Annotated in this window: 12 protein-coding genes; 2 read left to right on the forward strand and 10 right to left on the reverse strand. The window is 68.4% G+C overall.

Annotated elements, in window-relative coordinates:
• Positions 1-152 precede the first annotated feature (152 nt).
• Positions 153-1,586, forward strand: coding sequence for a M20/M25/M40 family metallo-hydrolase (locus ACQGNJ_RS15685; protein ID WP_426690185.1), 1,434 nt, complete (start codon positions 153-155; stop codon positions 1,584-1,586).
• Between the two features lie 294 nt (positions 1,587-1,880).
• Here ACQGNJ_RS15685 and ACQGNJ_RS15690 read toward each other — a convergent pair whose 3' ends face one another.
• From ACQGNJ_RS15690 to ACQGNJ_RS15705, 4 genes are all read right to left on the reverse strand, one after another.
• The gene (locus tag ACQGNJ_RS15690) at positions 1,881-2,273 is read right to left on the reverse strand and encodes a hypothetical protein (RefSeq protein WP_426690186.1); all 393 of its coding nucleotides are present in this window, start codon (positions 2,271-2,273) and stop codon (positions 1,881-1,883) included.
• A 59-nt stretch (positions 2,274-2,332) separates the two neighbouring features.
• Positions 2,333-5,425, reverse strand: coding sequence for an efflux RND transporter permease subunit (locus ACQGNJ_RS15695; protein WP_426690187.1), 3,093 nt, complete (start codon positions 5,423-5,425; stop codon positions 2,333-2,335).
• A gap of 4 nt (positions 5,426-5,429) precedes the next feature.
• Positions 5,430-6,539, reverse strand: coding sequence for an efflux RND transporter periplasmic adaptor subunit (locus ACQGNJ_RS15700; protein ID WP_426690188.1), 1,110 nt, complete (start codon positions 6,537-6,539; stop codon positions 5,430-5,432).
• A gap of 222 nt (positions 6,540-6,761) precedes the next feature.
• The gene (locus tag ACQGNJ_RS15705) at positions 6,762-7,217 is read right to left on the reverse strand and encodes a MarR family winged helix-turn-helix transcriptional regulator (protein WP_426690189.1); all 456 of its coding nucleotides are present in this window, start codon (positions 7,215-7,217) and stop codon (positions 6,762-6,764) included.
• A gap of 71 nt (positions 7,218-7,288) precedes the next feature.
• Between ACQGNJ_RS15705 and ACQGNJ_RS15710 the strand changes: the two genes are divergently transcribed.
• Complete coding sequence (locus ACQGNJ_RS15710) at positions 7,289-7,804, forward strand: O-acetyl-ADP-ribose deacetylase (protein ID WP_426690190.1); 516 nt, start codon at positions 7,289-7,291, stop codon at positions 7,802-7,804.
• Between the two features lie 87 nt (positions 7,805-7,891).
• Here ACQGNJ_RS15710 and ACQGNJ_RS15715 read toward each other — a convergent pair whose 3' ends face one another.
• Genes ACQGNJ_RS15715 through ACQGNJ_RS15740 form a run of 6 tightly spaced genes read right to left on the reverse strand, consistent with a single transcriptional unit; the run spans position 7,892 to position 14,866 of the window.
• Positions 7,892-9,577, reverse strand: coding sequence for a BatD family protein (locus ACQGNJ_RS15715; protein ID WP_426690191.1), 1,686 nt, complete (start codon positions 9,575-9,577; stop codon positions 7,892-7,894).
• The gene (locus ACQGNJ_RS15720; RefSeq protein ID WP_426690192.1) at positions 9,574-11,460 is read right to left on the reverse strand and encodes a VWA domain-containing protein; all 1,887 of its coding nucleotides are present in this window, start codon (positions 11,458-11,460) and stop codon (positions 9,574-9,576) included. Before ACQGNJ_RS15720 ends, ACQGNJ_RS15715 begins: the two co-directional genes overlap by 4 nt.
• Positions 11,457-12,443, reverse strand: coding sequence for a VWA domain-containing protein (locus ACQGNJ_RS15725; protein WP_426690193.1), 987 nt, complete (start codon positions 12,441-12,443; stop codon positions 11,457-11,459). The genes ACQGNJ_RS15720 and ACQGNJ_RS15725 overlap by 4 nt, the downstream gene beginning before the upstream one ends.
• Positions 12,436-12,942 (reverse strand): DUF4381 domain-containing protein, encoded by a 507-nt coding sequence (locus ACQGNJ_RS15730; RefSeq protein WP_426690194.1) that lies wholly within the window; start codon positions 12,940-12,942, stop codon positions 12,436-12,438. Before ACQGNJ_RS15730 ends, ACQGNJ_RS15725 begins: the two co-directional genes overlap by 8 nt.
• Complete coding sequence (locus tag ACQGNJ_RS15735) at positions 12,939-13,874, reverse strand: DUF58 domain-containing protein (protein ID WP_426690195.1); 936 nt, start codon at positions 13,872-13,874, stop codon at positions 12,939-12,941. Before ACQGNJ_RS15735 ends, ACQGNJ_RS15730 begins: the two co-directional genes overlap by 4 nt.
• A complete protein-coding gene (locus tag ACQGNJ_RS15740; RefSeq protein ID WP_426690196.1) occupies positions 13,871-14,866 on the reverse strand; it encodes an AAA family ATPase in 996 nt (331 codons plus the stop codon). Before ACQGNJ_RS15740 ends, ACQGNJ_RS15735 begins: the two co-directional genes overlap by 4 nt.
• Positions 14,867-14,918: the final 52 nt, after the last annotated feature.

Here is a 14,918-nt window from a genome sequence, read left to right on the forward strand (position 1 = left end):
ACCCTGTGCGCGATGCTCTTGAGTCGTGACGTGGCGAAGAGCATCGCGCACAGGGTGCGCCCCTACAAATGCATTCGGCCAACCATGACTTCTGGCCTAAGCGGCCGACAGCCACGCCGCCATAATCGGGGTTTCCTCCGCGGAGCTGCCCGATGCGTCGTCTTTCCCTTACCCTGCTTGCCGCCGGCCTGCTCGCCAGCGGCATCGCCTGTGCCGCCGACACCACGATTCCCGCCACAGCCGTAAAGACGGCCGAACAGCTGCGCGACAAGGCGCTGCACGACGACACCGCCTACCGCATCACCGCGTCGCTGACCACCGAAGTGGGCCCGCGGCTGGCCGGCAGCGCAGCCGACCAGCGCGCCCGCGACTGGGCGGTGGCGAAGTTCAGGGAGCTGGGCTACGACAAGGTCTATACCGAAGCGGTGAGCTACCCGTTGTGGGTGCGCCGCAGCGAGCATGGCGCGATCGTGGCGCCGTTTCCGCAGTCGCTGGTGCTGACCGCGCTGGGCTACTCGGCCGGCACGCCGAAAGGCGGACTTACCGCCGAAGTGGTGAAGTTCGACACCCTGGACGCGCTGAAGGCCGCCGACCCGGCCAGCATCAAGGGCAAGATCGTCTTCGTCGGCTACCGCATGGAGCGCGCAAAGGACGGCCACGGCTACGGCATGGGCTCGGCGGTGCGCACGGCCGGTGCGGTCATCGCCCGGGACAAGGGTGCTGCCGCCTATCTGCTGCGTTCGGCCGGCACCGATGCCGACCAGCGCATCGCGCATACCGGCGTCACCGGCTTCCAGGACCCGGCCAAGGCGATCCCCGCCGCGGCGCTGTCCAATCCCGACGCCGACCAGCTGGAACGCGTGCTGGCCTATGGCAAGCCGGTCATGCTCAAACTCGAGCTGGATTGCGGCGTGGTCGGCGAGTACACCGGCGCCAACGTGATCGGCGAAATCACCGGCCGCAAGCACCCCGACCAGGTGGTGGCGATCGGCGGACATCTGGATTCGTGGGACCCCGGCACCGGCGCGATCGACGACGGCGCCGGCGTGGCGATCGCCATGGCCGCAGGCAAGCTGATCCATGACCTGCCGCAACGGCCGGACCGCACGATCCGGGTGATCGCGTTTGCCAACGAGGAAATGGGCTTGTGGGGCGGCCGCGCGTACGCCGAGAAACACGCCGGCGAGGTGAAGAACTTCCAGCTCGGCACCGAGTCCGATTTTGGCGCCGGCAAGATCTGGCGCATGAGTGCCAGCGTGAAGCCCGCGGCGCGCGGCGCGATCGCGCAGATCGCCAAGGTGCTGCAGCCGGTGGGCGTGGCGTATGACATCACCCGCCCGGGCGGTGGTGGTTCGGACCTGTCGCAGATGCACGGCAAGGGCATGGCCGCGCTGTCGCTGACCCAGGACGGCACCAAATATTTCGACTGGCACCACACCGCCAACGACACGCTGGACAAGATCGATCCGGCCGAGCTGGCGCAGAACGTGGCGGTGTACGCCGCGTTCTCCTATATGGCCGCACAGGCCGATGGCGACTTCGGTTCCGCGCCCGGTGCGTTCGCGAAGGACGGCGCCGGCGAGTAACCCGCGCTTGCTCCCTCCCCTGCTCGCAGGGGAGGGCTTTAGCTGGGGGTCGCTCTTGGCGCAGGATCGAAGATCAAAAGCGAACCCCCTCCTGCCCTCCCCCTGCAAGCAGGGGGAGGAATCAAAGGTGCAGCTTCCGCTCGGAAGAAAACCACGGATGCCGCTTCTGCTCCCTCCCCTGCTCGCAGGGGAGGGCTGGGGTGGGGTCGCTCTTCGCTTCAAGAGCACAAGATTAAAAGCGAACCCCCTCCCCAACCCTCCCCCTGCTCTGCAGGGGGAGGGAGCATGGCGTCGCTACTTCGCGTAGTAGGCGCCCGAGGCCACCAGCGGCTCGGGAATGCAGAAGGTCTTCGGCAGCACGGTGATCGCGACCGGCACCAGCACCTGTTTCTCCACGCCACCCACGCTGGCGCATGAGGTATTCGCCGGCAGCTGGTAGTGGATGATGCGCACGGTGTACTGCGGACAGACATCCGAGCAGGGATGGTCGGCGACCACGGGCACGCCGTGATAGCTGCCCAAGGGCACCGTGGTGTGCATCAGGCTGGCCTTGTCCCATGGCTGGGCGGCCCGGGCCTGCAGCGCCGCGGCGTCCCTTTGCGCGGGCGTGCCGGCGCAGGCGATGGCACCCATCAGGATGGCCGCGGTCGCGACGATGGCACGGAGAATCAATCTCGGACTGCGCATGCGGGCTGCTCCCGATGAAGGAGCAACCAGCCTAGCCGGCGCCAGCTGAACGCCGCAAGTCAGCTTTCCGGCAAGGCCTTGCCGGAGCGCTGGAAGCGCCGCTGCAGCTGGTCCATATGGATGTAGATCACCGGCGTCAGATACAGGGTGAGGATCTGCGAGAAGATCAGTCCGCCCACCACCGCCAGTCCCAGCGAGCGGCGCACTTCGGCGCCGGCACCGATGCCCAGCGCGATCGGCAAGGTACCGGCCATCGCCGCCATGCTGGTCATCATGATCGGGCGGAAACGCACCCGACAGGCATCGGCAATCGCCTGCGCCGGCGCCATGCCTTCATCGCGCTGCCGTTCCAGCGCGAAGTCGATCAGCATGATCGCGTTCTTCTTCACGATGCCGATCAGCATCACGATGCCGACGAAGGCGAACAGGTCCAGCGCGGCGTGGAAGATCACCAGGGTCAGCAGCGCACCCACGGCCGCCGCCGGCAGGCCGGAAAGAATCGTCAGCGGGTGGATGAAGCTTTCGTACAGGATGCCCAGCACCAGGTAGATCACGAATACCGCCAGCAGCAACAGCATGCCCATGCCCTGCAGCGACTGCTGGAATGCCTGCGCGGTACCCTGCACGCTGCCGCTGATGGTGGCCGGCAGGCCCATCGAATTCATCGCCGTGTTGATGCTGGCCACCGCGTCGCTGAGCGAGACGCCGGCGGCGAGGTTGAACGACACTGTCACCGCCGGCAGCTGGCCCTGGTGATTGACGGTGAGCGCCTGTGGCTCGCGCTCGAAGCTGGCCACCGCGCTGAGCGGCACCACGCTGCCATTGCCCGAGGTTACGTAAAGCTGCGACAACACCGAGGGGTCGTCCTGCAAGCGGCGCTCGATCTGCAGGATCACCCAATACTGCGTCGCCGAGCCGTAGATGGTGGAGATCTGGTTCTCGCCGAAGCCGATGCCCAGCGCGGTCTGCACCTGCGCCATGCTGAGGCCGAGCGGCGCCAGCTTGGCGCGATCGACCTTGACCACGATCGATGGGCTGTTGAGGTCCAGGTCGTTGGTGACATCCTCGAAACCCGGCAGCGCGGCGAACGCGTGGGTCACCTTGCCGCTCCACTCGTACAACTGATCGAGGTTCACCGACTGCAGCGTGTACTGGTACTGCGCCTTGGACTGGCGCCCGCCGATCTGGATTGCCGGCTGGTTCTGGATATAGCTGCGGATGCCGGGCACGGTGGCCAGCTGCGGCCGCAATTCGCGGATGATCCCCTCCGGATCGAGCTTGCGTTCGCTGGCCGGCTTGAGCAGCAGCAGGATCGAGCCGTTGTTGATGGTGGCGCGCGGGCCGCCGGCGCCCACGGTGGACATGTAGCCGCCGATGTTCGGATCCTTGGCCACGATGTCGACCAGCGCCTGCTGGCGCCGCAGCATGCCGTCGAAGGAGACGTCCTGCGGGCCTTCGGTAGTGATCCGCAACTGGCCGCTGTCGCCGGCCGGGATGAAATCCTTCGGTGTCACGTAGAACAGCAGTGCGGTGGCCAGCAGGCTCAGTGCGAAGCTGGCCAGCACCAGCCGCGGGCGATCCATGCACCAGCGCAGGCTGCTCGCGTAGCCACGCTGCACCGCGCCGAAGCCACGATCGAAGCCGCCGATCAGCCAGTTCTTCTTCGCATGCTCGTGTGACTTGACGAAGCGGCTGCACAGCATCGGCGTCAGCGTGATCGCCACGATGCCGGAGATCAGGATCGCCACGCTGATCACCACCGCGAATTCATGGAACAGCCGGCCCACGATGCCGCCCATGAACATCACCGGGATGAACACCGCAATCAGCGACAGCGTCATCGAGAAGATGGTGAAGCCGACCTCGCGCGCGCCCAGCAGCGCCGCCTGGTACGGCGGCATGCCGGCTTCCATGTGGCGCACGATGTTTTCCAGCATCACGATCGCATCGTCCACCACGAAGCCGACCGCCAGGGTCAGCGCCAGCAGCGACAGATTGTCCAGGCTGTAGCCCAGCGCGTACATCACGCCGAAGGTGCCCAGCACCGAGATCGGCAACGCCACCGCCGGGATCAGCGTGGCGGACAGGTTGCCGAGGAACAGGTAGATCACGAACACCACCAGCGCACCGGCCAGCAGCAGGGTGAACTGCACGTCGTCGACCGAGGCGCGGATCGATTGCGAGCGGTCGTACAGGGTTTCCAGCTTCACCGAGCGCGGCAGGCTGGTGCGGAAGCTCGGCAGCACTGCCTTGATCCGGTCCACCGTGGCCACCGTGTTGGCGCCGGGCTGGCGCTGGATCGCCAGCACGATCGCGCGCGCGCCGTTGTAGTAGCTGGCGCGCTGGTCGTCCTGCACGCTGTCGCGCGCCTGGCCGATGTCGCCCACGTGCACCGGCGCGCCGTTGCGCCACGCCACCACCACGTCGTTGTAGGCCGCCGCGCGTTGCAACTGGCCGTCGCTGCGGATCGGCAGCTGCTGGCGGGTGCCGTACAGCGAACCGGTGGACTGGTTGACGTTGGCGTCGGCGATCGCGTTCTGCACCTGGTCGATGCCGATGCCGGCGGCGGCCAGCCGATCCGGGTCGACGCTGATGCGCACCGCGTATTTCTGCGAACCGTACACGTTGACCTGGGCCACGCCATCGACCATCGACAACTGCTGCGCCAGTTCCGTCTCGGCGTATTCGTCGACCTGGGTCAGCGGCAGCGTGGACGAACTCATCGCCAGGTACAGGATCGCCGCGTCGGCGGGATTCACCTTGCGAAAGGTGGGCGGCGTGGTCATTTCCTTCGGCAGCTGACGCAATGCGGACGAGATGGCCGACTGCACGTCCTGCGCCGCGGCGTCGATGTTGCGGTCCAGCTCGAAGCTCAGCGTGATCGAGGTCGAGCCGAGCGCGCTGGTCGAGCTCATCGAGCTGATCCCGGCGATGGTCGACAGCTTGCCTTCCAGCGGCGTGGCCACCGCCGAGGCCATCGTTTCCGGCGAGGCGCCGGGCAGGCTGGCACTGATGCTGATGGTGGGAAAATCGACGTTCGGCAGTTCGTTCACCGGCAGCCGCGGATACGCCACCAGGCCAAACACCAGCAACGCCGTCATCAGCAGCGTGATCATCACCGGTCGGCGGATGCACAGCTCGGGGATGTTCATCGCCTCAGTTCCGCTTGACGGTGACGGCGCTGCCATCGACCAGCAGCATCTGGCCTTCGGTCACCACCTGCTCGCCGCCCTTCAGTCCCTTGTCGATCACCGTGCGCCCGGCGCTGGTCGGCCCGGTGCTGACGTAGCGCTGCTGCACCTTGTTGTCCGCACCCAGCACGAACACGAAGCTGCCGTTGGTGGAACTCTGCAGCGCATGCACCGGCACGCTGACCACATCGGCCAGGCGCGTGGTGGGCAGGCTCACCTGCACGAACTGGCCCGGCGTGAGCCGGTGGTCGGCGTTGTCGAAGCGCGCCTTCAGCACGATCGTGCCGGTGCTGGCGTCGACCGCGTTGTCGATGAAGTCCAGCGTGCCGGACAGCGGCGCGGCGCGGTCGCCGGAAATGCCCGCCTGCACCGCAAGCGGTCCCTGCTGTCGCGCGGCACGCACTGCTGGCAGGCTGTCTTCGGGAATATTGAACGCCACGCGCACCGGCTCGACCTGGTTGAGCAACACGATGTCGGTCGTGTCGGCGCTGATCTGCGCGCCGGGATACGCCAGCGGCGCGCCGACGATGCCGTCGAACGGCGCGACGATCCGCGCGTAGGCGAGCTGGGTCTGCGCCAGCTCCTGCGCGGCGCGATCGGATTGCAGGTTCGCCTTCGCCACGGCGAGGTTGGCCTGGTACAGGTCGTAATCGGCCCTGGAGACGAAGCCCTTGCCCAGCATGTCGGCGTAGCGCCGCTGGTCGGCCCGGGCCTTCTGCAGCAGCGCCTGGTCCCGCGCCACGTTGCCGCGCGCCTGATCCAGCTGCGCCGCGAGCAGGCTCGGATCGATCTGCGCCAGCACGCTGTTCTTGCGCACCAGCCCACCGGGCGTGAACGACAGCGACTGCAACTGGCCGGACACGCGCGCGCGCATGGTCACGGTCGACCACGCTTCGACGCGGCCGACCAGTTTCAATGACAGTTCGATGTCGCCGCGAGTGGCCTTCGCCACTTCCACCGGCACCGGCATCGGCGCGCGGGCCGTGGTGCCGGAATCAGCGCCGCGCCCGACGTGGACGGCGACAGCGACTGCCAGCAGGAGGGCCAGCACGAGGACGATTTTTTTCCAGGACATGCGCGGTGGATTCTCGATCTTCTTGCCCGACCGCGACGGACGGCGGACGGCGGACGGCTTCAGGCGACGGCGCGCCCGGCTTGCCAGACGGACCATGCAGCAATTGCATGTCAACGCGGCTGGCGGCATCCGGTTGACCGTGCCATGAGGGAGCCGTCGATCATGCTCCGCGCAGCGCAGCGGAAGACCGCGACTGATGACACTGGTCAAACCCGGCCTGACTCAGCTGCCGGCGCCTTCGCCCTGCTCCAGTGCCTGCAGGTTGTCCTTGATCTGGTTGATCACCGCCAGGGCATGCTTCAACTCGTCGTGGTCGATGCCGCGCGTGGCGTCGCGGCGCAGCTCGCGCGCGATGATCTCCATGTCGCCCACGATCACCCGGGCCTGCTCGGTGACATACAGCCGCCACGCGCGCCGATCCTTCGGGTCGGGCCGGCGCTCGACGAAGCCGGCGGCCTGCAGGCGATCGATCACCCGCCCCACCGCGATCGGTTCCATTTCCAGGAATTCGGCCAGCTCGTTTTGCCGCAGGCCCTCGCGGTGGTACAACATCTTGGTTGCACGCCACTGCGCGCGGGTCAAGCCGAATTTCACCGCGCGACGGTCGAAGTGCTTGCGGAACAGCAAGGTCACGTCGCTGAGCAGGTATCCGAAGGAAATGTCTTCCGTTTTCGCCATGATGCGTAGTGACCTCAGCGCGCCAGAATGTCTGTCTGCAGCATAGGGCAAGCCACCCACGGCGCGAAGCCATGCCAATTGCCACCATTCATGCCGATATCACTCGCCTCGCCGTGGACGCGATCGTCAACGCGGCCAACCCCGACCTGCTCGGCGGTGGCGGCGTGGACGGCGCGATCCATCGGGCCGCCGGAGCGGAGCTGCTGATGGCCTGTCGCGGCCTGCCCGAATCATCGCGCGGCGTGCGCTGCCCGGCGGGCGAGGCACGCATCACCCCCGGCTTCGCCCTGCCTGCGCGCCATGTGATCCATACCGTGGGGCCGGTCTGGCACGGCGGCGGCAGGGGAGAGGCCGTGCTGCTGGAACGTTGCTATCGCAACGCGCTGCGATTGTTGCGCGAGCATCGACTGCGCACGATCGCGTTCCCGGCCATCAGTTGCGGCGTGTACGGCTATCCCGCTGCGCCAGCCGCCGCCGTGGCGGTGGCGACGCTGCGCGACGAACTGGCTGGCGCGGACGACATCGAAGTCACGTTGTGCGGTTTCAGCGAGGCCATGCAGGCGGTGTTGCAGCAGGCATTGATGTAAGCCGGCAAGGCCCGCCGCGGCTTGTCCGTCCTGCGCGCCGAACACACGGCGCGACGCCCGCCGGGCGCCGACCGGCCGCGCAAGGCTTCAGTGCAGCTTGAACGGGTAGAGCGGCGCCAGTCCCGACGTCTCATCGGCAGCGGTGGTGCGCCAGGCGAAGCCGCGCTTGAACGCCTCGACCAGGCTTGCGCCGACATCGGGCGACGCGGTGACGGCGTAGTGGCGGTGCTGCAGGGCGTCGATCGCCCTGCGTTGCGCGGGATCGTCCAGCGCCGCCGCCAGCTCGCCCAGGTGCTGGATCGCCGGTCGCTCCGCACGCGCCCACGCCAGCAGGCTGCGCACCTGCGCCGCGGTATCGCTGCCGCGGGCGGCGGCAAGGAAGGCCAGCTGACTGCTGCGTGTCGAGCTGCGCACCGGCGTCGGCGGCGCGACTTCGGCGTGCGCGCGGCGTCGCCGCCACAACCACCAGCCGAGCAGGCTCAGCAACCACAAGCCGAAGCTGAGCAGTGCGATCCAGCGCCACGGCGTGTGCGTCACCGCACCCACCGCGTTGGCCACGGTCGCACCGTCTGCCGCCGCCGACGCCGGTGGCGTGACGGCAGCGGTACCGACGGCCGGCAGTACCGTCAACGTGTGCACGGGAATCTGCGCCACTTCCATCCGGTCGCTCACCACGTTCCACCACTTCAACGTGGTGGCGGGAATGGTCAGGGTGCCGGCGCGTTCGGGCACGATCGCGAAGGACTGCTGGCGACGCCCGGTGATCCATTCGCCATCCTGACGATTGCCGGTCACCGGCTTGTCCGGATAGATGGTGGCGCCATCCAGCGGCGGCAGGCTCAGCGCCGGCAGGGCCTCATAGGAAAGGCCGGTGGCCTGCAGGTTCATCGTGAGGTTGAGCGGTTGCCCCACTCGCGGCGCGGCGTCCTGCGCGGTCGGCCAGCCGTCCAGGCTCAGGCTCAGCTGGCGCGCGGGCAGCCAGCTGCTGCCGCCGAAATCGGCTGGCGCCGGCTTCACCTGGAGCGTCTGCGCCGGCGCGCTGGCGCTGACCGGCACAGTCGCGCCGAAGAAGCTGTCGGGATCGTGCGGATCGGCCGCCTCGCCGTCGAAATTCACCGGCGGAATGGTCAGTTGCCCGGCATGTTGCGGGGTCAGCGCATAGCGCTGCTCCAGCACGTGATAGGTGCGCCCGCCGCGCTCGGCGTCGTAGTTCAGGCCCTTGCCCAGTTGGGTGATCTCCACCCCGGGAATGGACTGCGGCTGCGGCGCATCGCCGCCGATCCGACCGATGTAATACAGCCGCGTCACGTAAGTGAATTGCTGGCCGACGTAGCCCTGGGCAGGATTGACCTGCGCTTCCATGAAGACGTCTTTCGACGATGCCGCCGCGGCCGCGGGATCGGGCGCGGTCACGCTGAGCTGCAGTGGCGCGGTCTGGCTACCGGCCACGCTCAGCGCGGGAATCTGCAACACGCCGACATGCAGCGGACGCAGCGCAATACCGAAGGTCAGCTGCGAGCTCGCCTTGCCGTTGACCACGCTGAGGCTGCTGTTCTGCGAACTGCCGAGGATCTGGAAGTCCTGTCTCAGCGCACTGAGGTCGGGCGCGGCGACCCCCATGCTTTCATCGCTGACCTGCACGTTGAGCGTCACCGTCTCGCCGAGCTGCACGCTGTTGCGATCCAGCGTGGCGGAAACCGTGCCCGCCGCGGCCAGCGCCGGCAACAGGAGCAACGCCAGCAGGGATCCGCTGATGAACTGTCGAACTGTCACGGTTCTCCATCCTCGCTGGTCGCACCGCCATGGCGCTGCTGGTATTCAAGCTGGAACTTGCGCCGCAACAGCGCGCCGGGGTCATCCGGCACGCGCTGCAGTGCATGACGCAGGTCGGCCGGCAGCTTTGACTGCGGATCGTCCTTGGCCAGCGCGCCGAGCTGATGGGTGTTCTGGTGCTCGGCCGGCTTCGCCAGCGCGGCGTCCATCTGCTGCTTCAGCGCCTGCCGGGCCTGCTCAGCCCGGGCCTTCTGCTCGGCCTGCTCCTGCGCGGTCTGCGGCTTGCCTTGATCGGCGCCGTCCTTGCCGGCCTGGTCCTGCGCCGACGCCGGCTTGCCGGCATGGTCCTGCGGCTTGCCGTCCTTGCCGTTCTGTCCCGACGACTGGTCCTGGTTCTTGCCGTCCTGCGGCGGGCTCTTCGAACCCTGCTGGCCAGCCTTGCCCTGCTCACCCGCTGACGATTGGTTCTGCTTGCCGTCGTGTCCTTCGTGTTCCTTCTGATCCTGCGGCGACTGCTGCTGTTGCTGGCGCAACCAGTCCTCCACCGCCTGGCGATTCGCCTTGGCATCCGCATTGGCCGGGTCGCGCTTCAAGGCATCGTCATAGGCGGCGATTGCCTGCTTATATTCGCCCTGCTTCGCCAGCGCATTGCCCAGGTTGTACGCGCCATCGCTGCCAGCCACCTGCTGCAGCGCTTGCGCCGCCGCCTTGTAGTCGCCGGCGCGATAGGCCGCCGCACCACGCCAGGCCGGATCGCGCGCGAGTTGCATCGCCCGTTTCGGATTGCCCTGGTGCAGCGCTTGCGCGGCTTGCTGGTCGGGCCGCTGCCACAGATCCTGCCAGCTGGTCGCGGATGCCTGACCGGGAAACAGCGGCAGCACCAGCAGCGGCAACACCAGCAGCCAGCCGCGACGAAAAGCCAGCGCCGCCATCAACAACAGCGGCAGCAGCAACCATGCACCGCGATCCTGCCATTCATCGCCGACCTGGCCATCGGCCCGGGTTGCCTTGCCGCCGCGCAGCTCGGCATGCAGGGCGTCGATGTCCGCCTGATCGGCTCGCATCACTTCGTAGCGCCCACCACCGGCCGCCGCCAGTGCAGCGAGCGCCGCGTCGTCCCGGCGCGACAGCACCAGCTTGCCAGCCGGGTCGCGCAGGAAACCGCCCTCCGGCAGCGGTACCGGGCCACCGGTTGGCGTACCGACGCCAAGCACCGAAACCTGCACGCCAGCGGCCAGCGCCTTGCGTGCTGCTGCCTGCGCTGCGGCGTCGGCTTGATCGGTGATCAGCACCAGCGAACCGCCGCCGGCCTTGCCGTCGTGGATCAGCGCCACGCCACGCTCGATCGCCGCCGCCGCGTTGTCGCCATCCACCGGCATGGTGTCGGGCGACAACGCATCGAGCAGGTCGTCGAGGCTGTGCGCATCGGCGGTCAGCGGTGCCACCACGAACGCCTCGCCGGCGTAGCCGATCAGCGCGTTGAGGCCATCCTGGTTGGCATGCAGCAGGTCGCGCGCCTTGTAGCGCGCGCGATCCAGCCGACTTGGCGCCACATCGCGTGCCAGCATCTGCTGCGATAACGAAATCGCCACCACCTGCGCCGCGCGACTGGCATACAGCGGTTGTTCGACGCGGTTCCAGGTGGGCCCGGCCAGCGCCAGCGCAGACAACGTCCAGCCCAGCGCGAACAGCCACGTCGGCAGATGACTGTTGCCGGCGCGACCGCGCAGAAGATGCGGAAGCAGCGCGGGATCGACCAGATGCGACAGCGCCACCTGCCCGCTGTCGCGACGCGTGCCGAACCAGCCGATCAGCGGCAAGGCCAGCAACGCGAGCAGCCACCCGGGCCGCAGGAAGTGGAACTGGTGCAGCAACTCGCTCATGCGCGGGCCTCCCGCGTGCGGGCGAAGCGACGCGGCAGCACCACCAGCAACAGCAGCGCGATCGCAGCCAGCAGCGGCCAGCGGAACAGTTCGTGGCGCGGGCGCAGCGCCGGACCATGCTGCGGCATCGGCTCCAGCGCATCGATCGCGCGATACGCATCGGCCAGCTCGCTGCTGTCGGTGGCACGGAAGAAGCGCCCACCGGTTTGCGTGGCGATGTCGGTCAGCATGTCGGCATCCAGATCAGCCGAAGGATTCACCAGCTGGCTGCCGAAGAAGCCGGGGATGCGCAGCCGGGTGGCGCCAATGCCGATGGTGTAGACGCGCACCCCGGCCGCTTTCGCGGCGCGGGCCGCATCGCGCGGCGCGATGCTGCCGGCGTTGTTGACACCATCGGTCAGCAGCACCAGTACCCGCGCCTGCTCGGGCAGCGCGGAAAGCCGCTTCACCGCCACCGCGATGGCGTCGCCGATGGCGGTTTCGGTGCCGGCGAGCCCCACCGCGGCGCCTTGCAGTTGCGCCCGCACCGCGGACAGATCGTAAGTCAGCGGCGTGACCAGGAAGGCCTGGCTGCCGAACAGGATCAGGCCCATTTCGTCGCCGTTGCGGCGACTGATGAAGTCGCCGGCGATGGCCTCGACCGCAGCGAAGCGACTGACCTGCTGCCCGGCCAGTTGCATGTCGTCGGTGCGCATGCTGCCGGACAGATCCACCGCCAGCATCAGCGCGCGTCCGCTGCGCTGCTGCGGCTGCGGCGGGCCGATCCATTGCGGTCGCGCCGCCGCGGCCAGCAGGCACAGCCAGGCCAGCGCCAGCAGCCATGCAGCACCACTTCGCGCGCGCGTGCCGGCCACGCTGGCCAGCCGCACGCCCGGTTGCGGCAGATGCAGGGCCTGCCCCGGCGCCGCCGGACGCAGCCAGCGCCGCAGCAGCCACGGCAGCGGCAACAGCACGACCAGCCAGGGCCAGGCGAACTCAAGCATCGACGGGCTCCGCGGCCAGCGGCTTCCAGCGCTTCGGCTTCAGCGCCACGCGCAGCCAGCTGCGCACGGCGGCGATCGCGCCGGCGTGATCGAAATCTGTCGGCGGTCGATAAAGCCATTGGTCCAGCGCCAGCAACTGCTCCAGCGCGGGCGCATCCAGCGGCACGCGCGCGAGCGTGCGCCGCCAGGCCTCGCCGCGCTGCCGGGTGGCCTGCGCATCGTGTCGACGCGCCACCCGGCGCAACAGCTGATGCAGCCCCGTGACCAGCTGCGCGGTATCTCCGTCGTGTTCGTATTGCACGGCGATCCGGTCCAGCTCGTCCAGCACCCGGCGCCGCTGTCGCGACATGCGTCGCTGCCGGCGCACGAACCAGGTGGCGACACCGGTCAGCAGCAACGACAGGACGACCAGCGCCCACCAGCCTGGCGCCGGTGGCCACCATGCCGGCTCGGGCGGCAGGTGGATATCGCGCAATGACGGAGCGGACGGCTGAATCATCGCGCCGCCTTCCGCGTACCAAGCAGGCCGCTTACGGTATCGAAGGCATCGGCGCGGGTATCCATGCTGGCCCGACGCAGGCCGAGCGACTGGGCCAGCTCGCCCAGCCGCGCCGGACCTGCACCCAGCACGCGCTGGAAGTCGGCACGTTGCCGCTCGGATTGCAGCACCACGTCGCAACGTTCGCCGGCGTGTTCCAGCGGATAGCGACCGGGTTCAACCGGCGCCAGCTCCAGCACGTCGGCCACCACCAGCACGCTGACCTGGGCGTGGCGGCCCAGGTCGAGCAGGCGCTTCCGCGCGGTTTCGTCGCTGCTGAAGCCGTCGCTGATCAACAGGACGCGGCTGGCGCCGTGGAGCAACCGGCTCGCGCGCGCCAGCGCGTCGGACAACGGATCAACCCGGTCCGGCGCAGACGCCGCATCCCACTCGGCCAGCGCGCCGCAAACCGCGAGGGCACCGCGCGGACCGGCCTGCGGCCGGATCAGTTGATCGGCGTGGCCGAACGCCATCACGCCGACGCGCTCACCGGCGCGCACCGCATACCAGGCTGCCGCGGCGGCCGCGCGCGCTGCCTGCACCGACTTGAAACGCGTGCGGGTACCGAAGCGCATGCTGGCATGGGTATCGAGCAGGATCAGCAGGCAGCCTTCGCGGTCTTCCTGGAACAGCTTGGTGTGCAGCTTGCCGCTGCGCGCGGTGAGGCGCCAGTCGAGGCGGCGCACGTCGTCGCCGGCCTGGTAGACGCGCGACTCGGCGTAGTCCATGCCGCGGCCGTATAGACGGCTGGACTGCTGGCCATTGCGTGCGGCGCGACTGAGCATCGGCGCCATGCGCACCCGGCCAACTCGTGCACGCAAGGCGATCAGCTCGGCCAGCGACACCTGGCTGCGGCCGTCGCCGTCGGCGGATCGGGAAGCGACGGCATTCACGGCAGCGGCACGAGATCCAGCAGGCGACTGATCACCTGGTCAGGCCGCACGCCCTCCGCCTCGGCCTCGTAGCTCAGCAGCACGCGATGGCGCAGCACTTCGTGCGCAATCGTGTGGACGTCCTCGGGCAACACGTAATCGCGCCCACGCAACCACGCTTGCGCGCGCGAACAACGATCCAGCGCAATGGTGGCGCGCGGGCTGCCGCCCCAGGCGATCCAGCGCTTCAACTCCGATCCGTAGTGCCCGGCATCGCGCGTGGCCAGCACCAGCTGGGTCAGATATTCCTCCAGCGCCGGCGCCATGTGCACGGCCATCGCGGCGTCGCGTGCGGCAAACACGTCGGCCTGGCAAAGCAGGGCTGGCGCGGCAGCGACCGGATGGGCGCGCCGGCGCGCCTGCTCGCGCGCGAGCTTGAGGATGGCCAGCTCGGCCGCCGCATCCGGATAGCCGATGGTCACGTGCATCAGGAAGCGATCGAGCTGGGCTTCTGGCAGCGTGAACGTGCCTTCCTGCTCGATCGGATTCTGCGTCGCCATCACCATGAACAGCTCGGGCAGTTGCCGGGTATGACGGCCGACGGTGATCTGCTGCTCGCCCATCGCCTCAAGCAGGGCGGACTGCACCTTGGCCGGCGCGCGGTTGATCTCGTCGGCAAGAATGATGTTGTGGAACAGCGGGCCGCGCTCGAACTCGAAACTGCCGGTCTGCGGACGAAACACGTCGGTACCGGTGAGGTCGGCCGGCAGCAGGTCCGGGGTGAACTGGACGCGGTGAAAGTCAGCCTCGATCCGCGCGGCCAGCGCCTTCACCGCGGTGGTCTTGGCCAGGCCGGGCGCGCCTTCGACCAGCAGATGACCGTCGGCGAGCAAGGCCACCAGCAGACAGTCGACCAGATGCGGCTGGCCGATGATGCAACTTTGCAGGTCATCGCGCAGTTGCGCGAAGGATCGTTGCAGGCGGCTGGGTGACTGGATTTCAGGCGTGTCCATGGTGCGGATTCCGTATTTGACGCGACCGCAGCTCCGCGGGGGTTCCGGCAGG

This window comes from Rhodanobacter ginsengiterrae (assembly GCF_050026815.1).
Taxonomy (GTDB): domain Bacteria; phylum Pseudomonadota; class Gammaproteobacteria; order Xanthomonadales; family Rhodanobacteraceae; genus Rhodanobacter; species Rhodanobacter ginsengiterrae.